Genomic DNA, 24,431 nt, shown 5'->3' on the forward strand with positions numbered 1-24,431 from the left:
CATTCACAATGCTAACATTTCTTCTGTTCAATTTTACGGACTCTTCTTGGATCATCTGGTTTTTCTGCATTTTCTGGAATAAGCCAAGTATTCCCTTTCAAAATTGCGCCTTCTATACGTCCCTCAGCGCATAAAGTTGTAACTCTTCTTCTTGATATATCCCATTTTTTTGCCATCTCGCTCGTTGTTAATAATTCCATACCTTTCCTCCGTAATCATCCACTACACACTATCATACATTATAATAATATTGTATTCCTTCAAAGGAATATTTTCAATTATTTCTGTGATTTTGTGATTCTTATCTAACCCACAAAAAATATCAGCGTTTTTCACTCTACAACCATTTAATAGCCAAAATTGACGGAGCAATATCTTCCTTCTCTGATATTGTTTTTATACAAACAAGCAAAAAACAAGACCACTTCTGGTCCATTGGACTAAAAGTGATCCTATAGATCTTGTCATATGAACTTCTGATCCATTAGACCAAAGGTTATTTTCTTCAAATCTATTCTCATATGTTGACTGCATGCCAAACCGGCAGCCGTACCTAAAGTCATTAATGGATGACTCTGTTTTAGTGGGATAATACTTACACTTAGGATACTTCCGCAGGAGGACGCCGACATTCTACAGTAAAAATCCAACATCTGGATATTTCTTAGCAGTATTATCATATAGGTGAAACGAATAGCTTATCAAACGAAAAAGTCCCACTGGATTGCGCATAAAAAATTAGCAACATACATTTGCTTCTTAATTTTATGCTGGCATTCATTAATTTCAAATTTTTAAGACGTATCTTGCCTTTTTCCATATCTTGATTACCGATCCGCTCTTCCAAAGGTGTAAATAAGGTGTAAATTCTACGTTTTCATCCAAGAAACCCAATAGAATCAAGGCTTTTCGCCCCATCCCCTTAAACACTGCCGTGACAATTAGAAGCAAATCATAATACAACAATGTTCTGTTCGATACTAGAAATATATCATCAGCATACAGTTTGAGCGGAAAAAGACTCATGATCATGAGCGAAAATGAAAGTAAAATTTATTAGATGGTACAACATACTATGCCTTTAAAATTCCAGTTACATATTCATATTGGAATCTAATCACCAGTTATTTTTATTATAATACTTACAAAAAAGAAGCGCTCATACAGGCGCTTCTCCTTACCATATTAGGACTTCGATCAAAAGTTAGTGGGCCACAAAGTGGGCCATTTTTCAAAAACTTACATGAATTTATATAGAGTTTTATCCACGTCGAAAATCCGCTAAATGCTCTAGCTATCAGCATTTAAAGGCATTTAACAACTTATATGGACATTTATGAAATCGGTCTCTGAATAACGATACCTAATTTCATCTATCTTTACCTATTTCAGAAATGTCTTTTGGAAACATTTCTGCCTTTCTTTAATGAGTTTAACGCAATTACAAAGTATAGCACAAATACCCTGCTTTTTCAATCTTATCCAATAAATATAAGAACCTGTAACAATGTGTAAAACTGTGTAACAATCAAGTAATATCGTTTCTGCTAATCTCTTGTCTCAATCAGTACCATGACGCCTTCGTCATATGTAATCACCGCTTCTTTTTCTGCAATCTGATTACTGATACAGAGGCTGTCCTGCGGATAAAGTGTATGATTTGTCAAAGGATATTTTGCCCCTCTGATCGTCAGCCCATGAATCACTCCACTCAAAGAAAATAAAGAAAAATATGGTCCGTAAGACTCGCTTTTCTTCAAATGCATCTCCTGTCCGATAATCCTGATTTTATTATGTTCATCTAAGATGACTGCTTCAGCGCCCGCCTGTTTCGCCGCTACAAGCGTCTGAACATTCCCCCACAGATGGTCTACCCTTGTTCCGGTCGCTCCAAGCAGTATGATATCATCACACCCAAGTTCCAGCGCGAGCCTTAGTCCGATTTCCGTATCTGAGGCATCTTTTTCCGGTTTGAATTCCCGGATAGGAATCTCTGTTTCTGATCGGTAATATGTAAGCACTTCCGGAGCGATACTATCAAAATCTCCGACAATCTGCGTTGGAATGACACCATTCTCATACAGCCAGCAAAGCCCTCTGTCTACTCCGATCAGCTCTGCATAAGGTTCTTCCAGCACTGATTTTGCCAGATTATCATACATACTTCCACCACTGATAATGACCGCGCGCTTACTCATGACTTCTCAAGATCTCCATAAATTTCTTTGTATTTTCTTCCGTTGCTTTAAATACCGCAGAGCCTGCTACGATTACATTCGCCCCTGCTTCCAGAACTGTTTCCACATTATCTGTTCCGATTCCGCCGTCTACCTGAATATCAAGTTCCAGCTCTTTTTCTTCTGCCATCTTTCTTACAGCTCTTACTTTGTCTAACGCTTCCGGCATAAATTTTTGTCCGCCAAATCCAGGCTCCACACTCATGATCAGAACCATATCTATCTGGTCAAGCAGCGGTTCCAGAACGCTGACCGGTGTAGCCGGTTTCACAGAAACGCCAACTTTTACCCCTGCTTCCCGGATCTTTGCGATAGTTTCTCTTACATTTTCACAAGCTTCGTAATGGATCGTAATCAAGTCTGCTCCTGCCTCTGCAAATGCGTCAATATAACGGATCGGCTCTGTAATCATCAAATGAACATCCATTACCTGTGCCGTTGCTTTGTGAATTGATTTCAACACCGGAATTCCAAACGAAATGTTCGGCACAAATATTCCATCCATCACATCAAAATGAATGTATTGCGCTCCGCACTCCTCTGTAATACGCATTTCTTCTCCAAGACGTGTAAAATCTGCTGATAAAATAGATGGTGCTAATATATTTTTCATAGCTAATACCTCTTCCTCTCTTTTAATTCCTGATAAAGTTCCTGATAACTCTCATACCGCTTCGGATGGATGATACCCTTTTCGACAGCCGCCTTTACTGCACAATCCGGTTCATGAATGTGGTCGCATCCTTGAAATCTGCACACCTCTTCGCAATTTTGAAATTCCGGAAAAAATTCTTTGAGTTCTTCCTTCTCAAAATCATTCGTATAGAGGGAACTAAATCCAGGAGTATCCATGATGTATGTTTCCCGATCAATCTCAATTAACTCCGAATGTCTTGTTGTATGTTTCCCACGCTCAATCTTCTCACTGATACTGCCGGTTTCCATGCTGACATTGCTCTGCAGTGTGTTGATCAGCGAAGATTTCCCTACTCCTGACGGTCCTGCAATAGCAGTTGTCTTTCCTCTAAGAAGCTCTTGAATTTCTTTTACATTCTCCTGTGTAAATGCACTGACAAATACAATCGGATATCCTGTTCCTTTATAAATCTCATACAGCTCTTGTATTTCCTTTTCTCCTGCCAGATCTTTTTTATTAAAACAAAGTACAACCGGAATCTGGCTGCGCTCCATCATCACAAGAAACCGATCAAGAAGATTTAGATGCGGCTTCGGCTTTGTCACTGCAAACACGACCAACGCCTGATCAATATTAGCTACTGCCGGACGTATCAATTCATTTTTCCGTTCCAGTATTTCTGTAATATTCCCTTTTCTCTCTGCCTCATCTAAAATATCGATTTCTACATTATCTCCAACAAGCGGTTTTCTTTTTTCTTTTCGGAAGGCTCCCTTTGCCTTGCACTCATAAACAATGGATTCTACTACATTGACGTAGTAGAATCCTGCAATTCCTTTTATAATCTTTCCCTGCATATATGCTCCTGTTACTCTGTATCTCCATCTCCGTTTCCCTGATCAGGATCGGTCGGACCCGGATCCGGTATCTCAGGTGCTTTTGGACCATTGCTTATATAGATGGTAATCGTTGCTCCCTCTTCTACTTCCTGTCCAACACCCGGATCACAGGAAATAACGATTCCAGCCTCCTCATTACTGTCCTGCCATACTTCTTTATACTTCAGTCCCATATTTAAAAGTGCATTCTTGGCATTTCCGGCAGAATTGCCAACGATGTTCGGAACTGTCGGCTTCGGCTTTGGTTTCTCACCCTGACTGACAGTAATATTCACTGTTGTTCCCTTATCTACTTTTGTACCTTCAGAAATAGACTGGTCAATAACCGTTCCCGCTGGTTCACTGCTGTATTCCTGCACAACCTGTCCAATCCCAAGTTCAACTTCGGCTAAAAGTTTTGCTGCTGTCTCCTGATCCTTTCCAATCAAGCTCGGCACCGGAACCTGATCTTTTCCTTTGCTGACATATAGCGTAATCTTGCTGTCCTTTGCTACTTCTTCATTGACAGCCGGATCTGTTTTGATGACCTTTCCATTCTCTACACTGCTGTCAAAAACAAGCTTCGGCGTAATATTACTCTCTGTAAATCCTGCGCTGACAAGCATACGGATTGCATCTTCTGTTGTATAGCCGGAAACTTCCGGTACAACTGCTTTTTCTTTTTTCAGTCCGGAGCTCACAGTCAAAACGATCCTTGTATTTTTCTTTACTTTTTTTCCCGCTTTTACATCCGTCTTAATGACATAGCCTTTTTCATATTTTTCTGACTCTTCTGTCTTAACCGGTGTCTGGTAGCCGAGTCCCGCTTCATTAAGCATCTTGATCGCTTCTTCCTGTTTCTTTCCGATGATATTTGGCATCTTTACCATATCTTCTTCTTTTTCAACAACCGTCTTTCCTGAGTCAAATTTCAGAAGTCCCATAGCGCGCGCGCCAATAAATACAAGAACGAATACAATAATTGCCGCCACAACTCCGGTAAGAATCTTCAGTACCTTTGTCATTCCCGGATTCACATCCTCGCCGTCTTTGCGTCCACCCTTCCCGGAACGTCCTTTTTTCCTATAAGAGTAGGTATCATCCTCATCATACCCATGATCATAATCATCGTCATCGTAATCATCATCATAATCTCGGTCATAATCTCTGTCGTCCTGATGATCGTACTCATCTTCATAAGAACCCGTATCATAATATCCGGTATCAGAAGAATATGAGCCTGTATCATAATTTGCCGCAGCTTCTCTTCTGGCACGCTCAATATCAATAGAGGATGCCATCATCGTATCTCCAAGATTATCTGCTGTCGGAATTACAACGAAATTCCCGTTTGGGTCCACAAGCGAACGTTTCAGATCTGCAATCAATGCTGTCATATTCGGGTAACGGCAGTTCGGATTCTTCTGAGTACATTTCATAATAATCTGTTCCAGACTTCTCGGCATTCCGATTGCAATGCTGGACGGTGGGATGATTTCTTCATTTAAATGCTTTACTGCAACTGCAACCGCCGAATCTCCATCAAACGGCACCTGTCCTGTTACCATCTCATAAAGTGTGATTCCAAGAGAATAGATGTCGCTTTTAGCGTCACTGATACCGCCTCTGGCCTGTTCCGGAGACGTATAGTGAACGGAACCTAAAATATTCGTACTCACCGTCTGGGAAGTAGCTGCCTTAGCAATACCAAAATCAGTTACTTTTACTTTTCCTTCTTTGGAAATAATGACATTCTGCGGCTTAATATCTCTGTGGATAATCTGATTCTGATGTGCCGCGTCAATTCCTGCACAGATCTGAATTGCAATGCTAATGACCTCTTTTGCAGAAAGCCGCCCCTTCTTCTCAATGTAATCCTTCAGCGTAATTCCTTCTACCAATTCCATGACAATGAAGTATAAACCTCTGTCAACGCCAACATCATATACATTCACAACATTCGGGTGCATCAATCCGGCTGCGGACTGTGCTTCTGTTTGAAATTTCTTTACAAATGTATCGTCCTCGCGGAACTGTCTCTTCAGCACTTTAATCGCCACATAACGGTTCAGCTTTTCATCTTTTCCTCTGTAGACATCAGCCATACCGCCCGCGCCGATCCTGTCGAGTACAACGTAGCGTTTCGCTAATACAACACCTTCTTTAATCATAAACTCACCTCTGCCCCACCTGCAAACGGTTCAACAACAACGACCCCGATGTTGTCCTTTCCCCCATTATCGTTCGCACGTGCTATTAATTTCTCTACCGCATCTACAACATCTCTGCGAGACTGTACGATACGGAACAATTCATCATTTTCCACCATATTGCTGAGCCCGTCTGTACACATCAATATGACGTCATCCTTTTTCAAATGATATTCAAAGAAGTCGATTTCAACTTCTTCCTTTCCCCCAATTGCTCTCGTAATAATGTTCTTATCCCTGTGAAATCTTGCTTCTTCCGGCTTAATCCCACCAAGACGCACCATTTCTTCCACAAGAGAATGATCTCTTGACAGCTGCTTAATTTCCTGATTGATCAAATACAGCCGACTGTCACCAATATTGGCAAAATACAGTGTATGCTCGATTACAGTAGCTGCCACAAGCGTTGTACCCATTCCCTCCAGCTTCACGTCTTTTGCCGCTGCTTCCATCAGCTTATGGTTCACTGTCTGGATTGCCTTTCGCATAACTGCCTCCGGTCCATCCTCTTTGCTGTTTTCAATCTCCTGCTTCAGTGTCTCTACTGTATATCTGGATGCAAAATCTCCGGCCTTATGACCGCCCATTCCGTCTGCCACAACGAACAGGTTCGGAATATTTCCAACCGGCGTGGTAGACACATATACATAATCCTGATTCACTTCCCGCTTTTTTCCGACATCTGTCATTGAAAATGCTTTCATTAATGAATCCTCCCGAATCTATGCTAATCCTTCGTGTAACGTCTTCTTAACTGTCCACAGGCTCCATCAATATCAGAACCCATTTCTCTTCTTATAGTAACATTTAATTTTTCTTTTTCAAGCCTATTTTTAAAATTCAGCGCACTTTCCCTTGTTGGCCGAACATAATCCCGTTCCTTGATCGGATTGACCGGAATCAGATTCAAATGACAGTTTCGATGTCCAAGAAGTGCGATTAATTCTTTGGCATCTTCTTCTGTGTCGTTTACTCCGTGCACAAGACTGTATTCAAACGTCATCCTCCGGCCTGTGTTCTCGAAATATTCATCACAGGCTCCATCACTTCTGAAAGCTCATATTTATTCGCCACCGGCATCAATTTCCTGCGTTTCTCCTGCGTAGCCCCGTGCAAGGACAGTGCCAGCGTAATCTGCAGATTTTCTTTTGCAAGCCGTTTCATATTCGGTACGATCCCGCATGTAGACAGCGTAATATTTCTCTGGCTGATGTGAAGACCATTCTCATCACTTAACATATGTATAAATTTAACCATATTTTCGTAATTATCAAGTGGTTCGCCGGTTCCCATAACAACCACATTCGATACCCGCTCTCCTGTCAGACGCTGAATCGCATAAATCTGTCCGAGCATTTCAGAAGGCGCAAGATTTCTCACAAGTCCTCCGATTGTAGACGCACAGAACCGACATCCCATCCGGCAGCCTACCTGGGAAGAAATGCATACAGAATTGCCATGCTTATAGCGCATCAGAACACTTTCAACCATATTTCCATCAGAAAGACAAAACAAAAATTTATTCGTTCCATCCAATTTTGAAATCTGCCGTTCCTCTAACTCAACCTTTGGAATTACATAGGAATGAGAAAGTTTTTCTCTTAACGGCTTTGACAGGTTCGTCATCTCCTCAAAGGAATCTGCCAGTTTCACATGCAGCCACTCATAGATCTGCTTACTCCGAAATGCTTTTTCTCCAATGAATTCCATTTCTTTTTTTAATTCTGCAAGTGTGAATGACCTGATATCCTTTTGTTCCATGTTCTACTCCTTTTTTTGAAATGCTGAAATAAAAAATCCATCACTTTGATGTATGCCCGGCAGAAGCTTCAGCATATTTCCTTCAACTGCTGATTTTAAGCTGTCACAAACCGCCTCTGAAAGTGAAACCGGAAGAAATTCCGGCGCAGCTTCCAGAAACCAGCTTACATTCTCTTCATTTTCTTCTCTGTTCAGCGTACAAGTGCTGTAGATTAATTTCCCTCCCGGTTTTACATATGTCCGGACTACTGTCAAAATCTCTCTTTGCAGCTTTACAAGCTCTTTTTGCATTTCCTGTGTAATATTGTATTTTAAATCTGTCTTTTTTCCAAGCACGCCAAGTCCGGAACATGGAAGATCTGCAATTACAATATCTGCTCTTCCTTCCGATTCCAAAACCGGCACAGTTGCATCCTGGCAGGAAACAGTTACGTTTTCAAAGCCAAGACGCATTACATTTTCTTCAATCAGTTCTGTTTTATAAGCGGTCAGATCTCTTGCTTCCACAAGTCCTGTCCCTTCCAGTTTTTCTGCCATGTGAAGCGCTTTTCCTCCCGGCGCCGCACACACATCGATTACATGGTCTCCCTTTTTCGGTGCTGCAATCTCTGTCACAAGCATGGAACTCAGATCCTGAACTTGAAATGCACCATCCTGAAAGCTCTTAAGGCTTCCGAGATAGTCAAATCCGCTAATCCAATATGCATAAGGCAAATACGGATGTGGTTTCACATTCACGCCTTCTTCCTGAAGCAGCTCTGCAAGTTTCTCAGGTGTCTGCTTCTGAAGATTACACCGGATTGTCAGCGGTTTTTCTTTCTGAAAATCTCCAAATATCTTTTCTGTGATTTCACGTCCATACTGTTCCAGGAATTGTTCTGTCATCCACTCCGGAATGGAATAGCGGACAGAAAGATACGTCACTGCATCTTTCTCATCCGGCCATTTTACCTGATCTTTATTCCGTCCCACAGTTCTTAATACACCATTGACGAAACCTTTCAGATTCCGGAAGCCTTTCTTTACAGCAAGTTTTACCGCCTCATTGCAGACTGCAGAATCCGGAACGCTGTCCATATAACACATCTGATATACAGCGCTTCTTAAAATCATCCGGATGACCGGTTTCATTTTGTTTACTTTTACACTGGAAAACTGATTCAGAATATAATCAATCTCTATCATATGTTCGAGCGTTCCCTCTGTCACTCTTGTAATAAATGCACGCTCCCGTTTCTCCAGGTACTGGTATTTCCCAAGCGTATTCTGAAGCGCCACATGACTTTTTACATGGTCTCGCATAATTTCAAGAAGAATTTCCAGCACAAGTTCTCTCTCATTGATTTCTTTAGTCATTGTCCCTTCTTCCTCCTGTCAGGAGCAGAATTCTGAGAAGCTGCAGAATAGCTCCTGCCGCTCCAGCCACATAAGTAAGGGCTGCAGCTCCAAGTACTTTCTTTGCAGCTCCAAGTTCATCTTCCGCAAGCATTCCCGTAGAACCCAAAATCCGGATTGCACGACCAGATGCATTGAACTCTACCGGAAGTGTTATAATCTGAAAAAGCACTGCCATAGAAAACGCAAGAATCCCGATATTGATCAGCCAGGAAGCACTCTCTCCTCTAATAAATAAGCCCATTACGATTAACGGCCACGCAATTGCAGAACCAAAGTTTGCCACCGGAACAAGCGCCCCGCGAATCGTAAGCGGTGCATAGCTGCCGGCATGTTGAAGTGCATGACCACACTCATGTGCGGCAACTCCTACTGCTGCCACAGAGGTTGATCCATAAGTCGCATCCGAAAGTCGAAGCACTTTTCTCCTTGGATCATAATGGTCTGTCAGCTGTCCCGAAACATGTTCTACCCGAACATCATAAATACCTGCCTGTCTAAGTATACGCTCTGCTGCCTCACGCCCGGTCAGCCCTGCCCGGTTCTGAATATACGAATACTTCGCATAAGTCGATTTTACTTTCGCCGATGCAAGAAGACTGAGCACTACACCGATGAAAACTAAAATATACGTTGGATCAAAATACATTGGATAATAAAACATACTGTTCCCTCCTAATTACAATGTGCTCCCCCAAGCATCATTCCTTCTGCAATTTGATATCCCCGCATAAACGAAGCGCTGTCCATACGTTTCTTTCCCGGGATCTGAAGTTCCTGAATCAGAAGGCTTCCCTTTCCTGTCTGCACTTCAAATCCTTCTTTTGTGACTTTTACTACAGTGCCAGGCTCTTTTCCGGACGCCGTATCGGTCACATCTGCTGCCCAGATTTTCATAACCTTTCCATCCCATTGCGTATAAGCGCTTGGCCAGGAATTTAATCCCCGGATCAGCTGTTCAATTACTTTGGCATCCTGTGTCCAGTCAATTTCTCCCATTTTCTTATCCAGCATCTTCGCATATGCCGTCGGAGAATCTCCCTGTTTCTCCGGAACAATTGTATGCTCCTCAAGTCCCTTTAACGTCTCAACACAGAGTGCTGCTCCCGCTGCCGCCAGCTTGTCATGAAGACTCTCTCCTGTTTCTTTCGGTTCCAGCGCAACCTCTGTTTTCAGCAGCATATCTCCTGTATCCAGCCCTTCATCCATCTGCATCGTTGTAACTCCGCTGACTGTCTCGCCATTAATAACCGCCCACTGGATCGGAGCCGCACCGCGATACTTCGGAAGAAGAGAAGCATGCACATTCACGCAGCCATATGGCGTCAGTTCCAGTATCTCTTTCGGAAGAATCTGGCCAAATGCAATTACAACCATAATATCTGCTTCGTATTTCTTCAGTTCTTCAATACATTCTGCATTGCGGATTCTCTTCGGCTGATAAACCGGAATCCCATGTTTCTCTGCTGCAATCTTTACCGGAGTAAACTGCATTTCTTTTCCTCGTCCCTTTGGTTTGTCCGGCTGTGTGACCGCCAGCACCACTTCATGTCCTGCCGCTACGAGCGCTTCCAGTGTTCCGACAGAGAACTCCGGTGTTCCCATAAATATTACTCTCATTTTATTCTTCCTCCGGTTCCGGCGCTTCCACATCGTGAAGCTCCCCTTCCACATGTGCTACATAAAGGGTTCCATCCAGATGTTCAATCTCATGGCAGAATGCTCTTGCAAGCAGGCCTTCTCCTTCCATCTCAAATGGTTTCATATCCTGGTCAAGCGCCCGGATCTTAACTACATTTGGACGAGTAACTATTCCTGATTTTCCCGGAACACTTAAACAGCCTTCCTCTCCTGTCTGCTCTCCGGATGTTTCAATAATCTCCGGATTCACAAGAACAATCGGGCCTTCTCCCACATCAATAACGACAAGTCGTTTCAAAATACCGACCTGAGGCGCTGCAAGACCTACACCATATGCCTCATACATCGTATCTAACATATCATCAATCAGAATCTTTGTACGCAGTGTCATCTTGTCTACCGGTTTACAAACTTTTGTTAATACCTCGTCTCCGATTTCACGGATTTTTCTAATTGCCATATCCAATTCCTCCCTGTCTGTTGTTTTTATGACTATTGATATTACAAACATATTCTCTCTGCTGTCAGCAGTTAAAAAACTCCCATTGGGTTCAGATCAAACTGAATCCTGATTTTTCGGTATCCCTCATTGATTTCAATATATGTTTCTGTCTGATCTTTTACTTCAATCAGCGCAGATTCCGTCTCACTTTTCACATAAATGACCCGCCGATACACATCATTTACCTTACCGACATAGGGACTGGCCGGTCCAATGATCTCCATGCGTATCTCTTCTTTCTTTTGCTTTTTCAAAAGCATCTGCATATACTCTTTCAGATAACGGCATCCCCGTTCCAGAAGCAATTCATCTTCTGACGACAGCAATACTGCCATCAACTGCTCTGCCGGCGGATACCCCATCAAGCTCCGATATTTCATCTCTTCCTTATAAAATTGTTCATAATCCTGCTTTGCTGCATCTACAATACTGTAATGCTCCGGACTATACGTCTGTATTACCACACTTCCTTCCAGTTCTCCCCGACCTGCCCGGCCTGCTGCCTGTACAAGAAGCTGAAAGGTGCGCTCCCCTGCGCGGTAATCGTCAGTGTAAAGCGACATATCTGCCGCCAGTATTCCTACAAGTGTTACTTTCGGAAAATCATGCCCTTTTACAATCATTTGAGTGCCGATCAGAATATCTGCTTCCCCATTGGCAAACGCAGATAAAATCTTTTCATGCCCATCCTTTGTTTTTGTTGTATCCATATCCATCCGCAGCACTCTCGCTTCAGGAAATTCCCGCTTCACAAGTTCCTCAATCTGCTGCGTTCCTGCACGAAAAGCACCAATATGCACTGATCCACATTCCGGACAGACATGAATCATCTGTGTTTCATAACCACAATAATGACAGACCAGTTTCCCGTTACTGTGTGAGGAAAGCGAAACATCACAATGAGGACATTTTACTACATATCCACAGGACCTGCAAGCCAGGAAGCCCGCATATCCTCTCCGATTCAGAAAAAGTATGATCTGCTCTCTTCTGCGAAGCCTGTCCTCCATTAATTCATGCAGGCGCTCACTTAAAATCGACCTGTTCCCTTTTCTGAGTTCCTCTCTGAGATCTACAATTTCCGTCTCTGGAAGCTTCTGCCTGGTTGCTCTGTTCTGCAACGTCAAGAGCTTATATTCCCCCTTTTCTGCCCGGTAATAAGATTCCAGCGATGGGGTTGCAGAGCCAAGCACAACACTAGCTCCCTCAAGCGCAGCCCGCGCTTCTGCAGTTTCTCTTGCATGGTAACGCGGCGTTTGTTCACTCTTATAAGTTCCCTCATGCTCTTCATCGATCACAATTAGTCCCAATGCAGGAAAGGGCGTAAACAGCGCTGACCGCGGTCCGATCATCACATCCAGTTCTCCTTTTTTGGCACGTTCCATTTGGTCAAACCGCTCTCCTGCTGACATCCTGGAATTCAGGATTGATACCCGTTCTCCAAACTTCCGATAAAACCGCATAACTGTCTGATAGGTCAAAGCGATTTCCGGAATCAGCACAATAGCTTGTTTTCCGTCTTCCACAACCTTCCGGATCATCTCAATATAGACTTCTGTCTTTCCGCTTCCGGTAACCCCATGTACCAGATAAGTTCCCTTAATTCCCGCTTCATAGTCCCTGCAAAAACAATGAATTGCATTTTTTTGTTCTTCGGTATAAATCAATGGGATTTCATTCTGTTCCCGTGCTGTTGCCCGGATTGGATTACGAAATTCCTGTTCTGTCTCAATCGTCAGAAGTCCTCTCTCCTTTAGCGCATCAACTACCGTCTTTGTAATATTCAGCTTACGCTTCAGTAATTCATACGCAATAATTTCATCATCCAGAAGCGCCGCCATCAGCCTTGCTCTTGCCTGCTGATGCTGCCCCAAAAACTGCTCCAGATACTTTTCTCCTTCTTCTTTTGAAACCGTTCTCCTGACATAGCGTTTTTCTTTCACACGTTCTTTCTTTTTGATCGGAAGCACCGTCTTTAGCGCCTGAATCATCGTCCCTCCGTAATGCTCCTTCATCCAGGCCGCAAGCGCCACCAGACGCGCAGTAATATCTATGCCGTCTTCACAAATTCCGGATATTGATTTTACCTTCTCCGGATCAAATTCACAAATTTTTGAAAATCCAACGATATATCCTCTCGTCTCCTTGTTGCCCCGCCCAAAAGGCACAAGAACCTCTGTACCGACTTTAAGCATCCCTTCCAAATCGGAAGGGATGCTGTATTCAAATACTCTGTCCAGCTTTTCATGCGTAATGTCCACTATAATTCGGGCGTACATGAATCACTCTCCTCTTCTTTTAAAATCTCAGCGATCAAAACTCTTTCATCCATTGGATATTTTACTCCTCGGATTTCCTGATAATCTTCATGTCCTTTTCCTGCCAGAATAATAATATCTCCCGGCTGTCCGTGGCGGATCGCATAGCGGATCGCTTCTTTCCGGTCACAAATTTCCACATAAATTCCATCTGTCTTTTCGATTCCGATTTTAATATCATCAATAATCGCCTGCGGCTCTTCAAATCTCGGATTATCTGATGTGATAATCGTCAGATCTGCAAGTCGACCGGATACCTCTCCCATTTCATAGCGCCGCGTCTTAGAACGGTTTCCACCGCATCCAAATACGCAGACAAGACGTTTTGGATTATATTCCTTCAAGGTTACCAAAAGACTCTCAAGACTCATGGCATTGTGCGCATAATCAAGCATCAGTGTAAATTCATCTGATACTTTGACCATCTCTGTGCGTCCTTTGACTTTGGCATACTTAAGCGCTTTCTGGATTACATGTGTTGGCACATTAAAATGTCTGCAGACAGCGATCGCTGTTAAAGAATTGTACACATTGAATTTCCCCGGAATATCAATTTCCACATCAAAATCCATCGTTCCCGCTGCATGATAGGCAATTCCGAGATATCCCGGCTTATGAACCAATTTTGTCTGTTCTGCCCGAAGATCTGCCTCTTCGCTAAATCCAAAGGTTTCAATCTTGCATGTAGCATCCCGGAAAACCTCTTTAAAATACGGATCATCCGCATTAGCAATTCCCAGTCTGCACTGCTTGAATAAAAGCCCTTTACATCTTTTATAGTCCTCAAAATCTTTATGTTCATTCGGTCCAATGTGATCTTCCCCAAGATTTGTAAAAATACCGATCTCAAATAGAATTCCGGCGGTACGGTGGAGCATCAGCCCCTGTGAAGATACTTCCATCACAACGCTGTCGCATCCTGCTTCAACCATTTCCCGAAAGTACTGATGAATCGTAAAAGATTCCGGTGTTGTATTCTTTGCAGGAATCACTTTATCTCCGATAATTGCCTCAATCGTTCCGATCAGTCCCACTTTATGACCGACTTGCTCCAAAATAGATTTCACCATATACGTTGTCGTTGTCTTACCCTTTGTTCCGGTAATTCCAATGACCCGCAGCTGTTCTGCCGGATACCCAAAGTAAGCTGCCGATGCCAGCGCCAGTGCATATCTCGTATCATCTACCCGAATAACCGTTACTTCCGGCGGAGCAGTCACATCCTTCTCTACAATCAGAGCTGTCGCCCCTTTCTCTGTTACCTCCGGAATAAAATCATGGCCATCCACAACTGCGCCGCTGATACAGACAAAGACAGATCCCGGCACGACCTTTCTCGAATCATTCGTCAACTCAGTAATTTCAATGCTGTCGCTTCCCTGCACGACAGAGTATTCTATACGCTCTAATAATCTGCTTAATTTCATATACGATCAGCCTCTTTTTCCTCAAATTTTATGCACAGAAATTCTCGAATCCGCAAGCGGAGCAAAGACCTTTCTGCACTCTATTAAGATACCACTGATTTATATGCCGCGTCAAATAAATTCCACCCTTTCCCCTTCTGAAAAAACATATTATAATACAAAGAGAATCTAATTTTAATTATTTATCAAAGGAGGAATTTCCATGCAGTCAAATCAACCACAATTTCACGGAAGTGATCTGGAAACGATTGCTGCCTATTATCATATTTCCCAGAATGATATCATTAATTACAGCTCCAACGTAAATCCTCTCGGTCTTTCCGATGCATTTCAGGCATCCGTAGCGCAGCATATTACTTGTGTCTGCAGTTATCCGGACCGAAACTATACCGCTCTTAAACGCTCGATAGCGTCATACTGTCATACTGCTCCTGAACACCTTCTGATTGGTAGTGGCGCAACTGAATTAATTTCACTCTTGATTCAGGGCATTCATCCTAAAAAAACATTGCTGGTTCAACCAACGTATTCGGAATACGAACGTGAGATCCGGCTTCATCATGGAGAAATTTATTCTTTCTATTTATCCCAGGAAGATGATTTTCGTCCAAATCCTTCCGCATTGATTCGTGCGCTGACAGATGACTACGATCTGCTCATTTTGTGTAATCCGAACAATCCTACCGGAACTCTATGGACACAGGATCAGCTTCGCAGCATACTTGCTCACTGCCAGCGTTACAATATCATGGTACTGATTGACGAAACATATATAGAATTTACTGAAAGCATAGACAAAGTCAATGCAATAGAGTTGACTGATGAATTTGTAAACTTATTTGTAATCAGAGGTGTCTCCAAGTTTTTCTCTGCACCGGGTCTTCGTCTCGGATATGGTGTAACTTCCAACGAAGAACTGCTGACATATATCTGCCAGTCTCTCAATCCATGGAATGTACACTCTATTGCCGCCGTATGCGGCAGTGCATTATTTGAAGATCAGACATTTATCAAACAGACACAGACATTTATTGCAAATGAACGCAGACGTGTTCTGCATCTTCTGAAAGAGATTCACAGGCTTCATGTTTATCCGATGTCATCTAATTTTGTATTACTCCGCATTCTGGATCCTTCTATTTCTTCAGAAGATACCTTTGAAATGGCGATCCACCGTAATATGATGCTCCGAAACTGCAGTTCCTTTCCGGGCCTCTCCCACAATCATATTCGTTTCTGTCTGCAGATGCCGGAACACAATGATCTGTTGATTCAATTTTTTCGGGACACCTTCTCCTAATCCTCAGACCGCTTTTGTCCGGAATTTGATTTTTTGAGTTCTGAATCCAGAAAAGTTCCACGCATAACTGCCTGCTCGCCAAAGCGTTTTCGGATTTCATCCAGCGCTTTGTCGAGCTTTTTGTGTTTCTCATCTTTTGGTTTATCGTACTGGATATCGAAAATTGAAAGCTGCTCCGGTTCTCCTTCATCTGCCAGCTTGGAAGTCCGTACTCCAAGAAGCCTGATCGGTTCTTTGCTCCAAAGCTCTTCAAAAAGCTCACAGGCTGCCTGATAAATTACTGTGTCTGCATTTGTTTCTCTTGAAAGTTGTTTTTGATGAGAAACGCTTCTAAAATCATAATATTTTATTTCAACACTTACCATCCCTGCTTTTTGTTTTGCCTGGCGTAAACGATTTCCGACACTTTCCGATAACGAAAGCAATATTTTTCTTGCTTCTTCCCCTTCCAAAATATCTTTCGAAAGCGTTGTCGAATTTCCAATTCCTTTTGCTTCCACCCGCTTCGTCTGCACCGGAGTCAGATCAATGCCATTCGCAAACTCCCATAAAAGTTTTCCATGACTCTTCAAATGAATCTGAAGCAGATCCGGATCTGCCTGCGCCAATTCTCCAATCGTGCGAATCTCCAGTTTTTCAAGCACATCCACACTGGATTTCCCTGCCATATATAATTCCCGGATTGGAAGCGGCCACATTTTTTCTTTTATTTCTTCCGGAAATAACGTGTGTACCCGGTTCGGTTTCTGAAAATCAGACGCCATTTTCGCCAAAAGCTTTACCGATGAAATCCCTATATTCACAGTGAAACCAAACTGTTCGTAAATACGATCCTTAATCTCAATCGCCGCTGCCACCGGCGACTGGAAGCGATGTGCGATCCCGGTAAAATCAAGATAACATTCATCTACGCTTACCTGCTCCAGATCCGGCGTATAACTCTTTAAAAACTCCATAAGCGCTTTACTGTAAACTGCATACATCTTATGATCCGGCGGAAACATTAATAGCTGCGGACATTTACGAAGTGCATTTACAACCGGCTCACCCGTATGGATTCCATACCGCTTCGCCGGAATGGATTTTGCCAATACAACACCGTGCCTGGACTTCTGATCTCCTCCAATGATAGACGGAACTGTGCGGATATCACATTCTGCTCCCTGCTTTATCTGCTCTACCGCTGTCCAGCTTAAATATGCTGAATTAACATCAATATGAAAAATAATTCCGGGCATACTATCTCTCCTCACTTGCCGCAATTCCCCGAAGCGCCCATTCATAATCTTTAACAAACTGTGCCACCAGATTATATTCCCCTCCGTGAATTGCCCAATCAAAAATCTCCGACCGCAAAAAACGCATAAAATATTCTGCAATCTCTTTCGCCTCGCACTCTCCGCGAAAACTTCCGTCCTGAATCCCTCTCTCTGCCTGCGCACAAAGCGCCTGATAATAAGGACGATGCGGGTCCAATGCAGAAATATTCATTCCTTCCAGCATAACTCGATAATACTCTTTCACAAGAAGCCCGATTTCTTCATCAATCAACTTCAAATATAATCCAAGCAAGCTGCGGATACTGTCTCTCGGAGGCTGCTTCTCACATTTTTCTATAAATTCTTTCGTTACATATTGATCAATATGATAATACGCATCCAGAACAAGCGCCTCCTTTGATGGATAATGATGATAGAATGAGCCGCTGGATACTTCTGCTGTTCTGCAAATATCTCTTACCGATACATTTGCATATCCTTTTTCTTTTACGAGTTCAATCACAGTCTCAAGAAGACGTTTTTTTTGTTTCTTTTGCACATTTGTAAGTTCCTCTTGCCACTTAACCATCTCCTCCATTATCGTTTCCATAATTTCTGATGTTATTATACATGGATTTCTGTTGACAATCAATGACCGTGTAGAGTATAATCTCAATTTGTAACACTGTTCTAATTTCATTTTATCAAAATAAGAGCTTTCTTATTTTATTACCAGGAGTGTTTTATGAATCAGACAGAATTATCCAGAATCGCAATCATTACCGATACAAACAGCGGCATCACACAGGCAGAAGCGGCACAGCTTGGAATTTTCCTGCTTCCGATGCCATTTTTTATTCAGGACGAACTTTTTTTAGAAGGGAAAACATTATCTCAGGAAGCTTTCTATGAAGCACAGGATGCCGGAAAAGCTGTTTCTACTTCTCAGCCCTCCCCTGCAGATCTTACAGAACTCTGGGAGCATGCATTGTCATCACATGACACGATCGTTTACATTCCTATGTCCAGTGGTCTGAGCGGTTCCTGTGCCACCGCACAGATGCTTGCCAAAGACTATGAAGAAAAAGTTTTTGTCGTAGATAATAAGCGGATTTCCGCCACGCAGCGGCAATCTGTGCTGGACGCACTCACACTTCGCGATGCCGGTTACACCGCAGAGCAGATCAAAAATCGCCTGGAAGAAACAGCTCTTGACGCTAATATCTATCTCACGGTAGAAACTCTTTCCTATCTGAAAAAGGGCGGGCGGATTACTCCTGCAGCCGCTGCACTTGGAAGCGCATTAAACATCCTTCCGGTACTTCAGATTAAAGGCGAGAGTCTCGATGCTTTCCGGAAAGTTCGCGGTCAGAAAAAGGCTTATCACACCATGTTGGAAGCCATTCGAAGCGATCTTGCCGAAGAATTTCAGGAAGAGGATGTTCTCATCCAGACAGCTTACTCCGGTTCACCGGAAAAAGGCGCTATCTGGAATCAGATCGTACAGGATGCTTTCCCGGAAAAGCATGTGGAGAATTTCGTTCTCCCTCTGAGCATTGCCTGCCATACAGGTCCGGGTACCGTTGGCGTTACCTGTATGAAACCGGTAAAACCATAAACTATCACAAAAGGGAAGAGCAGACAAATCACGCCTGTTTCTTCCCTTTTGCTTTTTTATTTCTTTAATTTTTTTGTTTCTTTATTCGCTTGCGCTTTTACCGGCGCAGTCCTTCTTTCACTCTTGCCTGCAAAGCGCCGTCAGCTACATCAAGAAGGATTGTATCCTGACGTCCCACATTTCCTTCCAAAATCAGTTTTGCTGCCAATGTCTCCACATGTTTTTGCAGAAAACGTTTCAACGGTCTTGCACCGTACATCGGTTCATATCCCCCATCTGCCACAAAAGCTTTCGCCTCCGGTGTCAATTCAATACGAAGTTCCTTATCTTCCAGACGATGATTCAAATCCTCTACAAGAAGATCAATAATGGATTCAATATTATGTTTGCTCAGAGGCTTGAACATGATAATCTCGTCCATACGATTCAGAAATTCTGGTCGGAAATGAGCTCGCAGCTCATGCATCACAAGTTCCTGACTTTCTTCTTTGATTTCTCCATTCTCCTCAATTCCTTCAAGCAGATAAGAAGAACCAATATTTGATGTCATAATCAGAATTGTATTTTTAAAGTCAACTGTACGCCCCTGTGAATCTGTAATCCGTCCGTCATCCAACACTTGAAGCAGTACGTTAAATACATCCGGATGCGCTTTCTCCACCTCATCAAACAGTACAACCGAATACGGTTTTCTCCGGACTGCTTCTGTCAGTTGTCCGCCTTCATCATATCCTACATATCCCGGAGGCGCTCCGATTAGACGGGAAACGGAGTATTTCTCCATATACTCACTCATGTCAATACGCACCATACTGCTCTCATCATCAAAAAGACTTTCTGCGAGTGCCTTTGCAAGCTCTGTCTTTCCTACGCCCGTTGGTCCTAAGAATAAGAAAGAACCAATTGGTTTTGTCGGATCTTTAATACCTGCCTTTGAACGGATAATGGCCTCAGTTACTTTGGTCACTCCTTCCTCCTGTCCAATGACACGTTTATGGAGCTCCTGATCCAGATGAAGTGTCTTGCTCCGCTCGCTCTCATTTAGTTTGGCAACCGGAATCCCTGTCCATCTGGAAATGATTCTTGCAATCTCCTCATCTGTTACGCTTTCATGCACCAGAGACAGATCTTTCTCTTTTATTCGCTGCTCTTCTTCCTCAAGCTGTTTCTGCAGCTGCGGAAGTCTTCCATATTGAAGTTCTGCTGCCCTTTCCAGATCATAAGATCTCTGGGCCTTCTGAATCTCATTATTTACCTGCTCAATTTCCTCACGGATTTTCTGGACACGTTCAACACTGGTCTTCTCATTATCCCACTGTGCTTTCTTTTTCGCAAAATTCTCCCGCATCTCTGCCAGTTCCTGCTGCAGATGTTCCAGCCGCTCCCGACTCAGACGGTCTTCTTCCTTCTTCAATGCCGCCTCTTCAATCTCAAGCTGCATAATTCTCCTTCGCTGCTCATCCAGCTCTGTCGGCATAGAATCCAGCTCTGTCTTAATGAGAGCACATGCCTCATCCACAAGATCGATTGCCTTGTCCGGCAGAAACCGATCGGAAATATAACGGTTTGACAAAGTTGCTGCTGCCACGAGTGCACCGTCTGTAATCTTCACTCCATGAAATACTTCATAGCGTTCCTTCAATCCACGCAAAATCGAAATGGCGTCTTCCACACTTGGCTCATCTACCATAACCGGCTGAAATCTTCTCTCCAGCGCGGCATCTTTCTCAATATACTTTCGATACTCATCCAGTGTCGTCGCACCAATACAATGTAATTCCCCTCTGGCGAGCATCGGCTTCAGCATATTTCCCGCATCCATCGCACCTTCTGTCTTACCTGCTCCTACAATCGTATGAAGCTCATCGATGAAAAGAATAATATTCCCGTTACTGTTCTTTACCTCTTCCAGAACCGCTTTCAGACGCTCCTCAAATTCTCCGCGATACTTTGCTCCTGCCACAAGCGCTCCCATATCAAGCGCAAATACCTTTTTATCTTTCAGCCCTTCCGGTACATCACCTCTCACAATTCTTTGTGCCAGTCCCTCTACTGCTGCCGTCTTACCAACGCCGGGTTCACCGATAAGCACCGGATTGTTCTTTGTCTTCCGGGAAAGAATCCGGATCACATTGCGGATCTCTGCGTCACGTCCGATTACCGGATCCAGCTTCTGTTCTCTGGCACGTTCCACAAGATCCGTACCATATTTTGCAAGCGAATCATAGGTTGCCTCCGGATTGTCGCTCGTCACTTTTTGATTTCCCCGCACAGTTGAAAGCGCTTGAAGAAATGTCTCCCTGGTAATTCCAAACTCTCGGAAAATTGCTTTTAATTCCCGGTTCGGATATTTCAGCAGTGACAAAAACAGATGTTCTACAGATACATATTCATCCCCCATCTGTTTTGCTTCGTCTTCTGCATGAATCAGAGCTTTATTCAAATCCTGTCCAATAAAAATCTGTCCTCCCTGCACTTTTGTGCGCTTTCGCAGACCTTCCTCAACTCGATTACAAAATAGTGACTCCTGAATCCCCATTTTCTCGATTAATTTGGGAATCAGTCCATCTTCCTGTGTTACTAACGAATAGAGCAGATGCTCTTGCTCCACTTCCTGATTGCCGTATTCATATGCAACCTTCTCGCATCCTTGTACAGCTTGAAGTGAATTCTGAGTAAATTTATTAATATTCATAATCAGTCCCTCCTTCTGTCAGAACTTACTTGTTTTCTTGTTCTATTCGAAATATAACACTTGTTATTAGCAATGTCAAGAGGTGAGTGCTAATTATTTTGTGAAGATTTTGTGAAGCCTTGATTTTACGGACTTCACAGGGATTTTTCACTTGCTTTCGCACTCGATTTTCTTGATTTGACCACATTTTTACGACAAATCTTTGGAAAAATATATTCGTCTGATTTTCTTACCACATTTTACGACAACGACTTATGGTTTATACCACAGCAGGTACGGTTTCTGGCAGGTTCATTTTAGACATCTCGTTCTCCACGTGAGACTTCTCTGCAATATGATTGTAGACATTCATTGTGATCTGTGCATCTGAATGGCCCATCACATACTGCATAACTTTGGGATTGACATTGTTCTCACCCAATCTGGTACATCCCGTATGACGAAGAGTATGCGATGAAATGGGAGGCATCAGCTCCGGCTCTCGCTTCTCTTCTTCTGCCAGTTTGCTTTCTTTCTTATTATAGGCATTGACAATATTTTTCAGAAAGCTGTTCACTCCCGCCGGCATGATTGGACGTCCATGCTTTGTATTGAAGATGAATCCACTGCGTCCACCAATCTCCACATTACTCTGTAAACCAAGCATCAGGTTCAGCTCTCTCTGTTTACGGAACGCATCATATACCATCTGTGTCATAGGAATGTCTCTGATTCCTGCATCCGTTTTGGTTTCTGAATCATGGAAACAATATCCTTCATCACCTTCATAATACACAAGCTGTCCACCTACATGGATCTCCCGATTCTTCATATCCACATCCGACCAGGTTAAGCCGATGGTTTCACTCACTCTCAGGCAAGCCCCAAACATAACCTGCATCATTGGAAGATGAGGCTTATACACATTACTCTGTTCAACAAACTTCAGAAGTTTTTCCTGCTGTTCCAGTGTCAGTGCTTCTTTCTCCTTTGCTGGAGCCCCATAATCTCCAAGTGTTCCTGTTACCGGATTCTTGCGGATAATCCCATCTTCCACTGCCAGTTCAAAACTGGGATTCAATAAGCCATAAAGACCTTTGATCGTACTGTGTGCCAGTCCTTCATCTGACAATGCGGAAAAGAACGTCCTTACGTGAGATGTCTTAAAATCTACAACACGAATGTTTCCCAAAGTATTTCGTATCCGGTAGTCCCACATACGGATATAATTTTTTTCGTTCTTTCCTTGATATTCTTTGTTGCCATGTATCGCTCAAACAACGTATTTACGGTCAGCTTCTTGACTGAGGCGTCTGTAATAAGCAGATCATCCATATCCTTATTGATCTTCTTTTCCATTTCTCGCAGACTCGCCAGATCAGCTGCATAAACCGAATTACGCTTTCCGGTAATTTCATCCTTGTAGCGATACTCATAACGTCCATCCGGGCGCTGGTATTCACCTGTTTTTAAATTTCTTCCTTTATTATCTTTTCTTGCCATATCAATCATTCCTTTCACTTCATTTTTCGTTATTCGGAATGATTTTTGTCCTGTCGGTATCAGTCATTTACTGTCTGATATCTGCTCACAGATTAACATAATATTTTATGATTTCCAAGGATAAATTCCTGCAAAATGCTAATTTTTATTTGCCTTTTTTACAGGAATATTTTTCCCTTTTCATTCCGAAGGAAAGTTGTTGTATTTTATCCTTTTATCTTTCATTACACTGCCATTGCATCAAGATATTTTTTTATCTTATCCACGTTATAAAGAACACGTCTTCCAACAATCACTCTTGCTTCTGCATAGTCTGCAATTTTCTTTGCAGTTACTTCTCCGCAGGATAACATTGCCATTAATCCTTCAATATCTACCGTCAGACGGTTCTCAGCCTTATACTCTGTTGTTTTTCTCATGATGCACATACCTCCTTTCCTCCGTATTCTTCTGCATCACCTCCCAGACAGCGGTTATGCCCGTTGTCAGTACATCTACTTTTTATTTGGACTTCTTACGATGATTTTTCATTCCGTTCGGCGTGTTGGCTTCCATTTGTATATGGCGGTGTCAACGTTACAATTGACCTCTATCAGAAATCTTTCTGAATACTGGCAGCTTCTTCTCAAGCATACCAGCCGTTGCCGGAGTATCTTCGGTTTCCACATACTACTCTCTGATACAGCGGTGGAATCCTGTGTTACCTTTAAGCCCCGAAAGGCACCCATACAGCTCATTCAATTTTCAAGGTCCAATAATCAAAAGTTTTGTAGGTATACATTTTTGTACCTATTTGATTTAATGCCATTATATCCCCCGTTACTGCTAATGTCAATAGCACTTCATGCGTTATAGGTTCTTTTTTGTACTCTTTTTTATTGATTTTCTGCTAGTTTGTGTTATAATCCCATCTTTGACAGTTGAAAAATGAAAATGCGGCTACAAGTCCAGTAAACATGGGCGGTGTAGCCGTTTTCTTGTTTGCAACGATATGTGCTATTTTTCTATTTTTTCTGTTTTGTTTCTTTTATGATCGTCCTCATAGTAGATTTGCGTATGAATTCATAATCC

The 24,431-nt window shown here is 42.8% G+C and carries 18 protein-coding genes and 2 pseudogenes; 2 read left to right on the forward strand and 18 right to left on the reverse strand.

What is annotated here, in order from left to right:
• Positions 1-11: 11 nt before the first annotated feature.
• The 13 genes and pseudogenes from DWX73_RS06960 to DWX73_RS07020 form a co-directional block, all read right to left on the reverse strand.
• Positions 12-200 carry a helix-turn-helix domain-containing protein gene (locus tag DWX73_RS06960; protein WP_118125567.1) on the reverse strand — a complete coding sequence of 63 codons (189 nt, stop codon included), beginning with the start codon at positions 198-200 and terminating at the stop codon, positions 12-14.
• A 1,347-nt stretch (positions 201-1,547) separates the two neighbouring features.
• Positions 1,548-2,198, reverse strand: a complete 651-nt coding sequence (locus tag DWX73_RS06965; protein ID WP_118348144.1) for a thiamine diphosphokinase — start codon at positions 2,196-2,198, stop codon at positions 1,548-1,550.
• On the reverse strand, positions 2,191-2,850 hold the full coding sequence (rpe, locus tag DWX73_RS06970) for a ribulose-phosphate 3-epimerase (protein ID WP_118348145.1): 660 nt from the start codon (positions 2,848-2,850) through the stop codon (positions 2,191-2,193). The genes DWX73_RS06965 and rpe overlap by 8 nt, the downstream gene beginning before the upstream one ends.
• Before the next feature lie 2 nt (positions 2,851-2,852).
• Positions 2,853-3,731 (reverse strand): ribosome small subunit-dependent GTPase A, encoded by an 879-nt coding sequence (gene rsgA, locus DWX73_RS06975; RefSeq protein WP_118348146.1) that lies wholly within the window; start codon positions 3,729-3,731, stop codon positions 2,853-2,855.
• A gap of 11 nt (positions 3,732-3,742) precedes the next feature.
• Positions 3,743-5,923 (reverse strand): Stk1 family PASTA domain-containing Ser/Thr kinase, encoded by a 2,181-nt coding sequence (pknB, locus tag DWX73_RS06980; RefSeq protein WP_118348147.1) that lies wholly within the window; start codon positions 5,921-5,923, stop codon positions 3,743-3,745.
• The gene (locus DWX73_RS06985) at positions 5,920-6,666 is read right to left on the reverse strand and encodes a Stp1/IreP family PP2C-type Ser/Thr phosphatase (protein WP_118348148.1); all 747 of its coding nucleotides are present in this window, start codon (positions 6,664-6,666) and stop codon (positions 5,920-5,922) included. Before DWX73_RS06985 ends, pknB begins: the two co-directional genes overlap by 4 nt.
• Before the next feature lie 23 nt (positions 6,667-6,689).
• Positions 6,690-7,723 (reverse strand): annotated as a pseudogene (rlmN, locus tag DWX73_RS06990) (23S rRNA (adenine(2503)-C(2))-methyltransferase RlmN).
• 3 nt (positions 7,724-7,726) lie between these two features.
• Complete coding sequence (gene rsmB, locus DWX73_RS06995; protein ID WP_118348149.1) at positions 7,727-9,079, reverse strand: 16S rRNA (cytosine(967)-C(5))-methyltransferase RsmB; 1,353 nt, start codon at positions 9,077-9,079, stop codon at positions 7,727-7,729.
• A complete protein-coding gene (locus tag DWX73_RS07000) occupies positions 9,072-9,782 on the reverse strand; it encodes a zinc metallopeptidase (protein ID WP_118348150.1) in 711 nt (236 codons plus the stop codon). Before DWX73_RS07000 ends, rsmB begins: the two co-directional genes overlap by 8 nt.
• 11 nt (positions 9,783-9,793) lie before the next feature.
• Positions 9,794-10,738: a methionyl-tRNA formyltransferase gene (gene fmt, locus DWX73_RS07005; RefSeq protein WP_118348151.1), complete on the reverse strand. Its 945-nt coding sequence runs from the start codon at positions 10,736-10,738 to the stop codon at positions 9,794-9,796.
• Between the two features lies 1 nt (position 10,739).
• Positions 10,740-11,219: a peptide deformylase gene (gene def, locus DWX73_RS07010; protein ID WP_118348152.1), complete on the reverse strand. Its 480-nt coding sequence runs from the start codon at positions 11,217-11,219 to the stop codon at positions 10,740-10,742.
• Between the two features lie 71 nt (positions 11,220-11,290).
• Positions 11,291-13,540 (reverse strand): replication restart helicase PriA, encoded by a 2,250-nt coding sequence (gene priA, locus DWX73_RS07015; protein ID WP_118348153.1) that lies wholly within the window; start codon positions 13,538-13,540, stop codon positions 11,291-11,293.
• A complete protein-coding gene (locus tag DWX73_RS07020; RefSeq protein ID WP_118348154.1) occupies positions 13,522-15,006 on the reverse strand; it encodes a UDP-N-acetylmuramoyl-L-alanyl-D-glutamate--2,6-diaminopimelate ligase in 1,485 nt (494 codons plus the stop codon). The genes priA and DWX73_RS07020 overlap by 19 nt, the downstream gene beginning before the upstream one ends.
• Positions 15,007-15,208: 202 nt before the next feature.
• On the opposite strand from DWX73_RS07020, the gene DWX73_RS07025 reads away from it, so the two are divergent.
• Positions 15,209-16,306, forward strand: coding sequence for a pyridoxal phosphate-dependent aminotransferase (locus tag DWX73_RS07025; RefSeq protein ID WP_118348155.1), 1,098 nt, complete (start codon positions 15,209-15,211; stop codon positions 16,304-16,306).
• Here the strand turns inward: DWX73_RS07025 and DWX73_RS07030 are convergent.
• Together DWX73_RS07030 and DWX73_RS07035 are read right to left on the reverse strand one after the other, a co-directional pair.
• Positions 16,303-17,544, reverse strand: coding sequence for a DNA polymerase Y family protein (locus DWX73_RS07030; RefSeq protein WP_118348156.1), 1,242 nt, complete (start codon positions 17,542-17,544; stop codon positions 16,303-16,305). The two genes, DWX73_RS07025 and DWX73_RS07030, sit on opposite strands and share 4 nt — an antisense overlap.
• Position 17,545: 1 nt before the next feature.
• Entirely contained in the window at positions 17,546-18,154 is a 609-nt protein-coding gene (locus tag DWX73_RS07035; RefSeq protein WP_158556832.1) for a TetR/AcrR family transcriptional regulator, read from the reverse strand.
• Positions 18,155-18,310: 156 nt separating this feature from the next.
• Here DWX73_RS07035 and DWX73_RS07040 point away from each other — a divergent pair, with 156 nt between their 5' ends.
• Positions 18,311-19,183 (forward strand): DegV family protein, encoded by an 873-nt coding sequence (locus tag DWX73_RS07040; RefSeq protein WP_118348158.1) that lies wholly within the window; start codon positions 18,311-18,313, stop codon positions 19,181-19,183.
• 97 nt (positions 19,184-19,280) lie between these two features.
• Here DWX73_RS07040 and clpB read toward each other — a convergent pair whose 3' ends face one another.
• The 3 genes and pseudogenes from clpB to DWX73_RS07055 all read right to left on the reverse strand — a co-directional run bounded on the left by clpB (position 19,281) and on the right by DWX73_RS07055 (position 23,779).
• Positions 19,281-21,878, reverse strand: a complete 2,598-nt coding sequence (gene clpB, locus DWX73_RS07045; RefSeq protein WP_118348159.1) for an ATP-dependent chaperone ClpB — start codon at positions 21,876-21,878, stop codon at positions 19,281-19,283.
• A 259-nt stretch (positions 21,879-22,137) separates the two neighbouring features.
• Positions 22,138-23,360, reverse strand: a pseudogene (locus DWX73_RS07050) (tyrosine-type recombinase/integrase).
• Between the two features lie 224 nt (positions 23,361-23,584).
• Positions 23,585-23,779, reverse strand: coding sequence for a hypothetical protein (locus DWX73_RS07055; RefSeq protein WP_002578394.1), 195 nt, complete (start codon positions 23,777-23,779; stop codon positions 23,585-23,587).
• Between the last annotated feature and the right edge of the window lie 652 nt (positions 23,780-24,431).

It is taken from the genome of Coprococcus sp. AF21-14LB, assembly GCF_003458885.1.
GTDB lineage: Bacteria > Bacillota > Clostridia > Lachnospirales > Lachnospiraceae > UBA9414.

Coding starts and splice junctions, on each gene's coding strand:
- DWX73_RS07055 (WP_002578394.1), bottom strand. CDS start 23,779: ATGAGAAAAACAACAGAGTATAAGGCTGAGAACCGTCTGACGGTAGAT.
- rsgA (WP_118348146.1), bottom strand. CDS start 3,731: ATGCAGGGAAAGATTATAAAAGGAATTGCAGGATTCTACTACGTCAAT.
- DWX73_RS07030 (WP_118348156.1), bottom strand. CDS start 17,544: ATGCCCGGAATTATTTTTCATATTGATGTTAATTCAGCATATTTAAGC.
- clpB (WP_118348159.1), bottom strand. CDS start 21,878: ATGAATATTAATAAATTTACTCAGAATTCACTTCAAGCTGTACAAGGA.
- DWX73_RS06960 (WP_118125567.1), bottom strand. CDS start 200: ATGGAATTATTAACAACGAGCGAGATGGCAAAAAAATGGGATATATCA.
- DWX73_RS07035 (WP_158556832.1), bottom strand. CDS start 18,154: ATGGTTAAGTGGCAAGAGGAACTTACAAATGTGCAAAAGAAACAAAAA.
- rpe (WP_118348145.1), bottom strand. CDS start 2,850: ATGAAAAATATATTAGCACCATCTATTTTATCAGCAGATTTTACACGT.
- priA (WP_118348153.1), bottom strand. CDS start 13,540: ATGTACGCCCGAATTATAGTGGACATTACGCATGAAAAGCTGGACAGA.
- DWX73_RS06965 (WP_118348144.1), bottom strand. CDS start 2,198: ATGAGTAAGCGCGCGGTCATTATCAGTGGTGGAAGTATGTATGATAAT.
- pknB (WP_118348147.1), bottom strand. CDS start 5,923: ATGATTAAAGAAGGTGTTGTATTAGCGAAACGCTACGTTGTACTCGAC.
- rsmB (WP_118348149.1), bottom strand. CDS start 9,079: ATGACTAAAGAAATCAATGAGAGAGAACTTGTGCTGGAAATTCTTCTT.
- DWX73_RS06985 (WP_118348148.1), bottom strand. CDS start 6,666: ATGAAAGCATTTTCAATGACAGATGTCGGAAAAAAGCGGGAAGTGAAT.
- DWX73_RS07000 (WP_118348150.1), bottom strand. CDS start 9,782: ATGTTTTATTATCCAATGTATTTTGATCCAACGTATATTTTAGTTTTC.
- DWX73_RS07025 (WP_118348155.1), top strand. CDS start 15,209: ATGCAGTCAAATCAACCACAATTTCACGGAAGTGATCTGGAAACGATT.
- fmt (WP_118348151.1), bottom strand. CDS start 10,738: ATGAGAGTAATATTTATGGGAACACCGGAGTTCTCTGTCGGAACACTG.
- DWX73_RS07040 (WP_118348158.1), top strand. CDS start 18,311: ATGAATCAGACAGAATTATCCAGAATCGCAATCATTACCGATACAAAC.
- def (WP_118348152.1), bottom strand. CDS start 11,219: ATGGCAATTAGAAAAATCCGTGAAATCGGAGACGAGGTATTAACAAAA.
- DWX73_RS07020 (WP_118348154.1), bottom strand. CDS start 15,006: ATGAAATTAAGCAGATTATTAGAGCGTATAGAATACTCTGTCGTGCAG.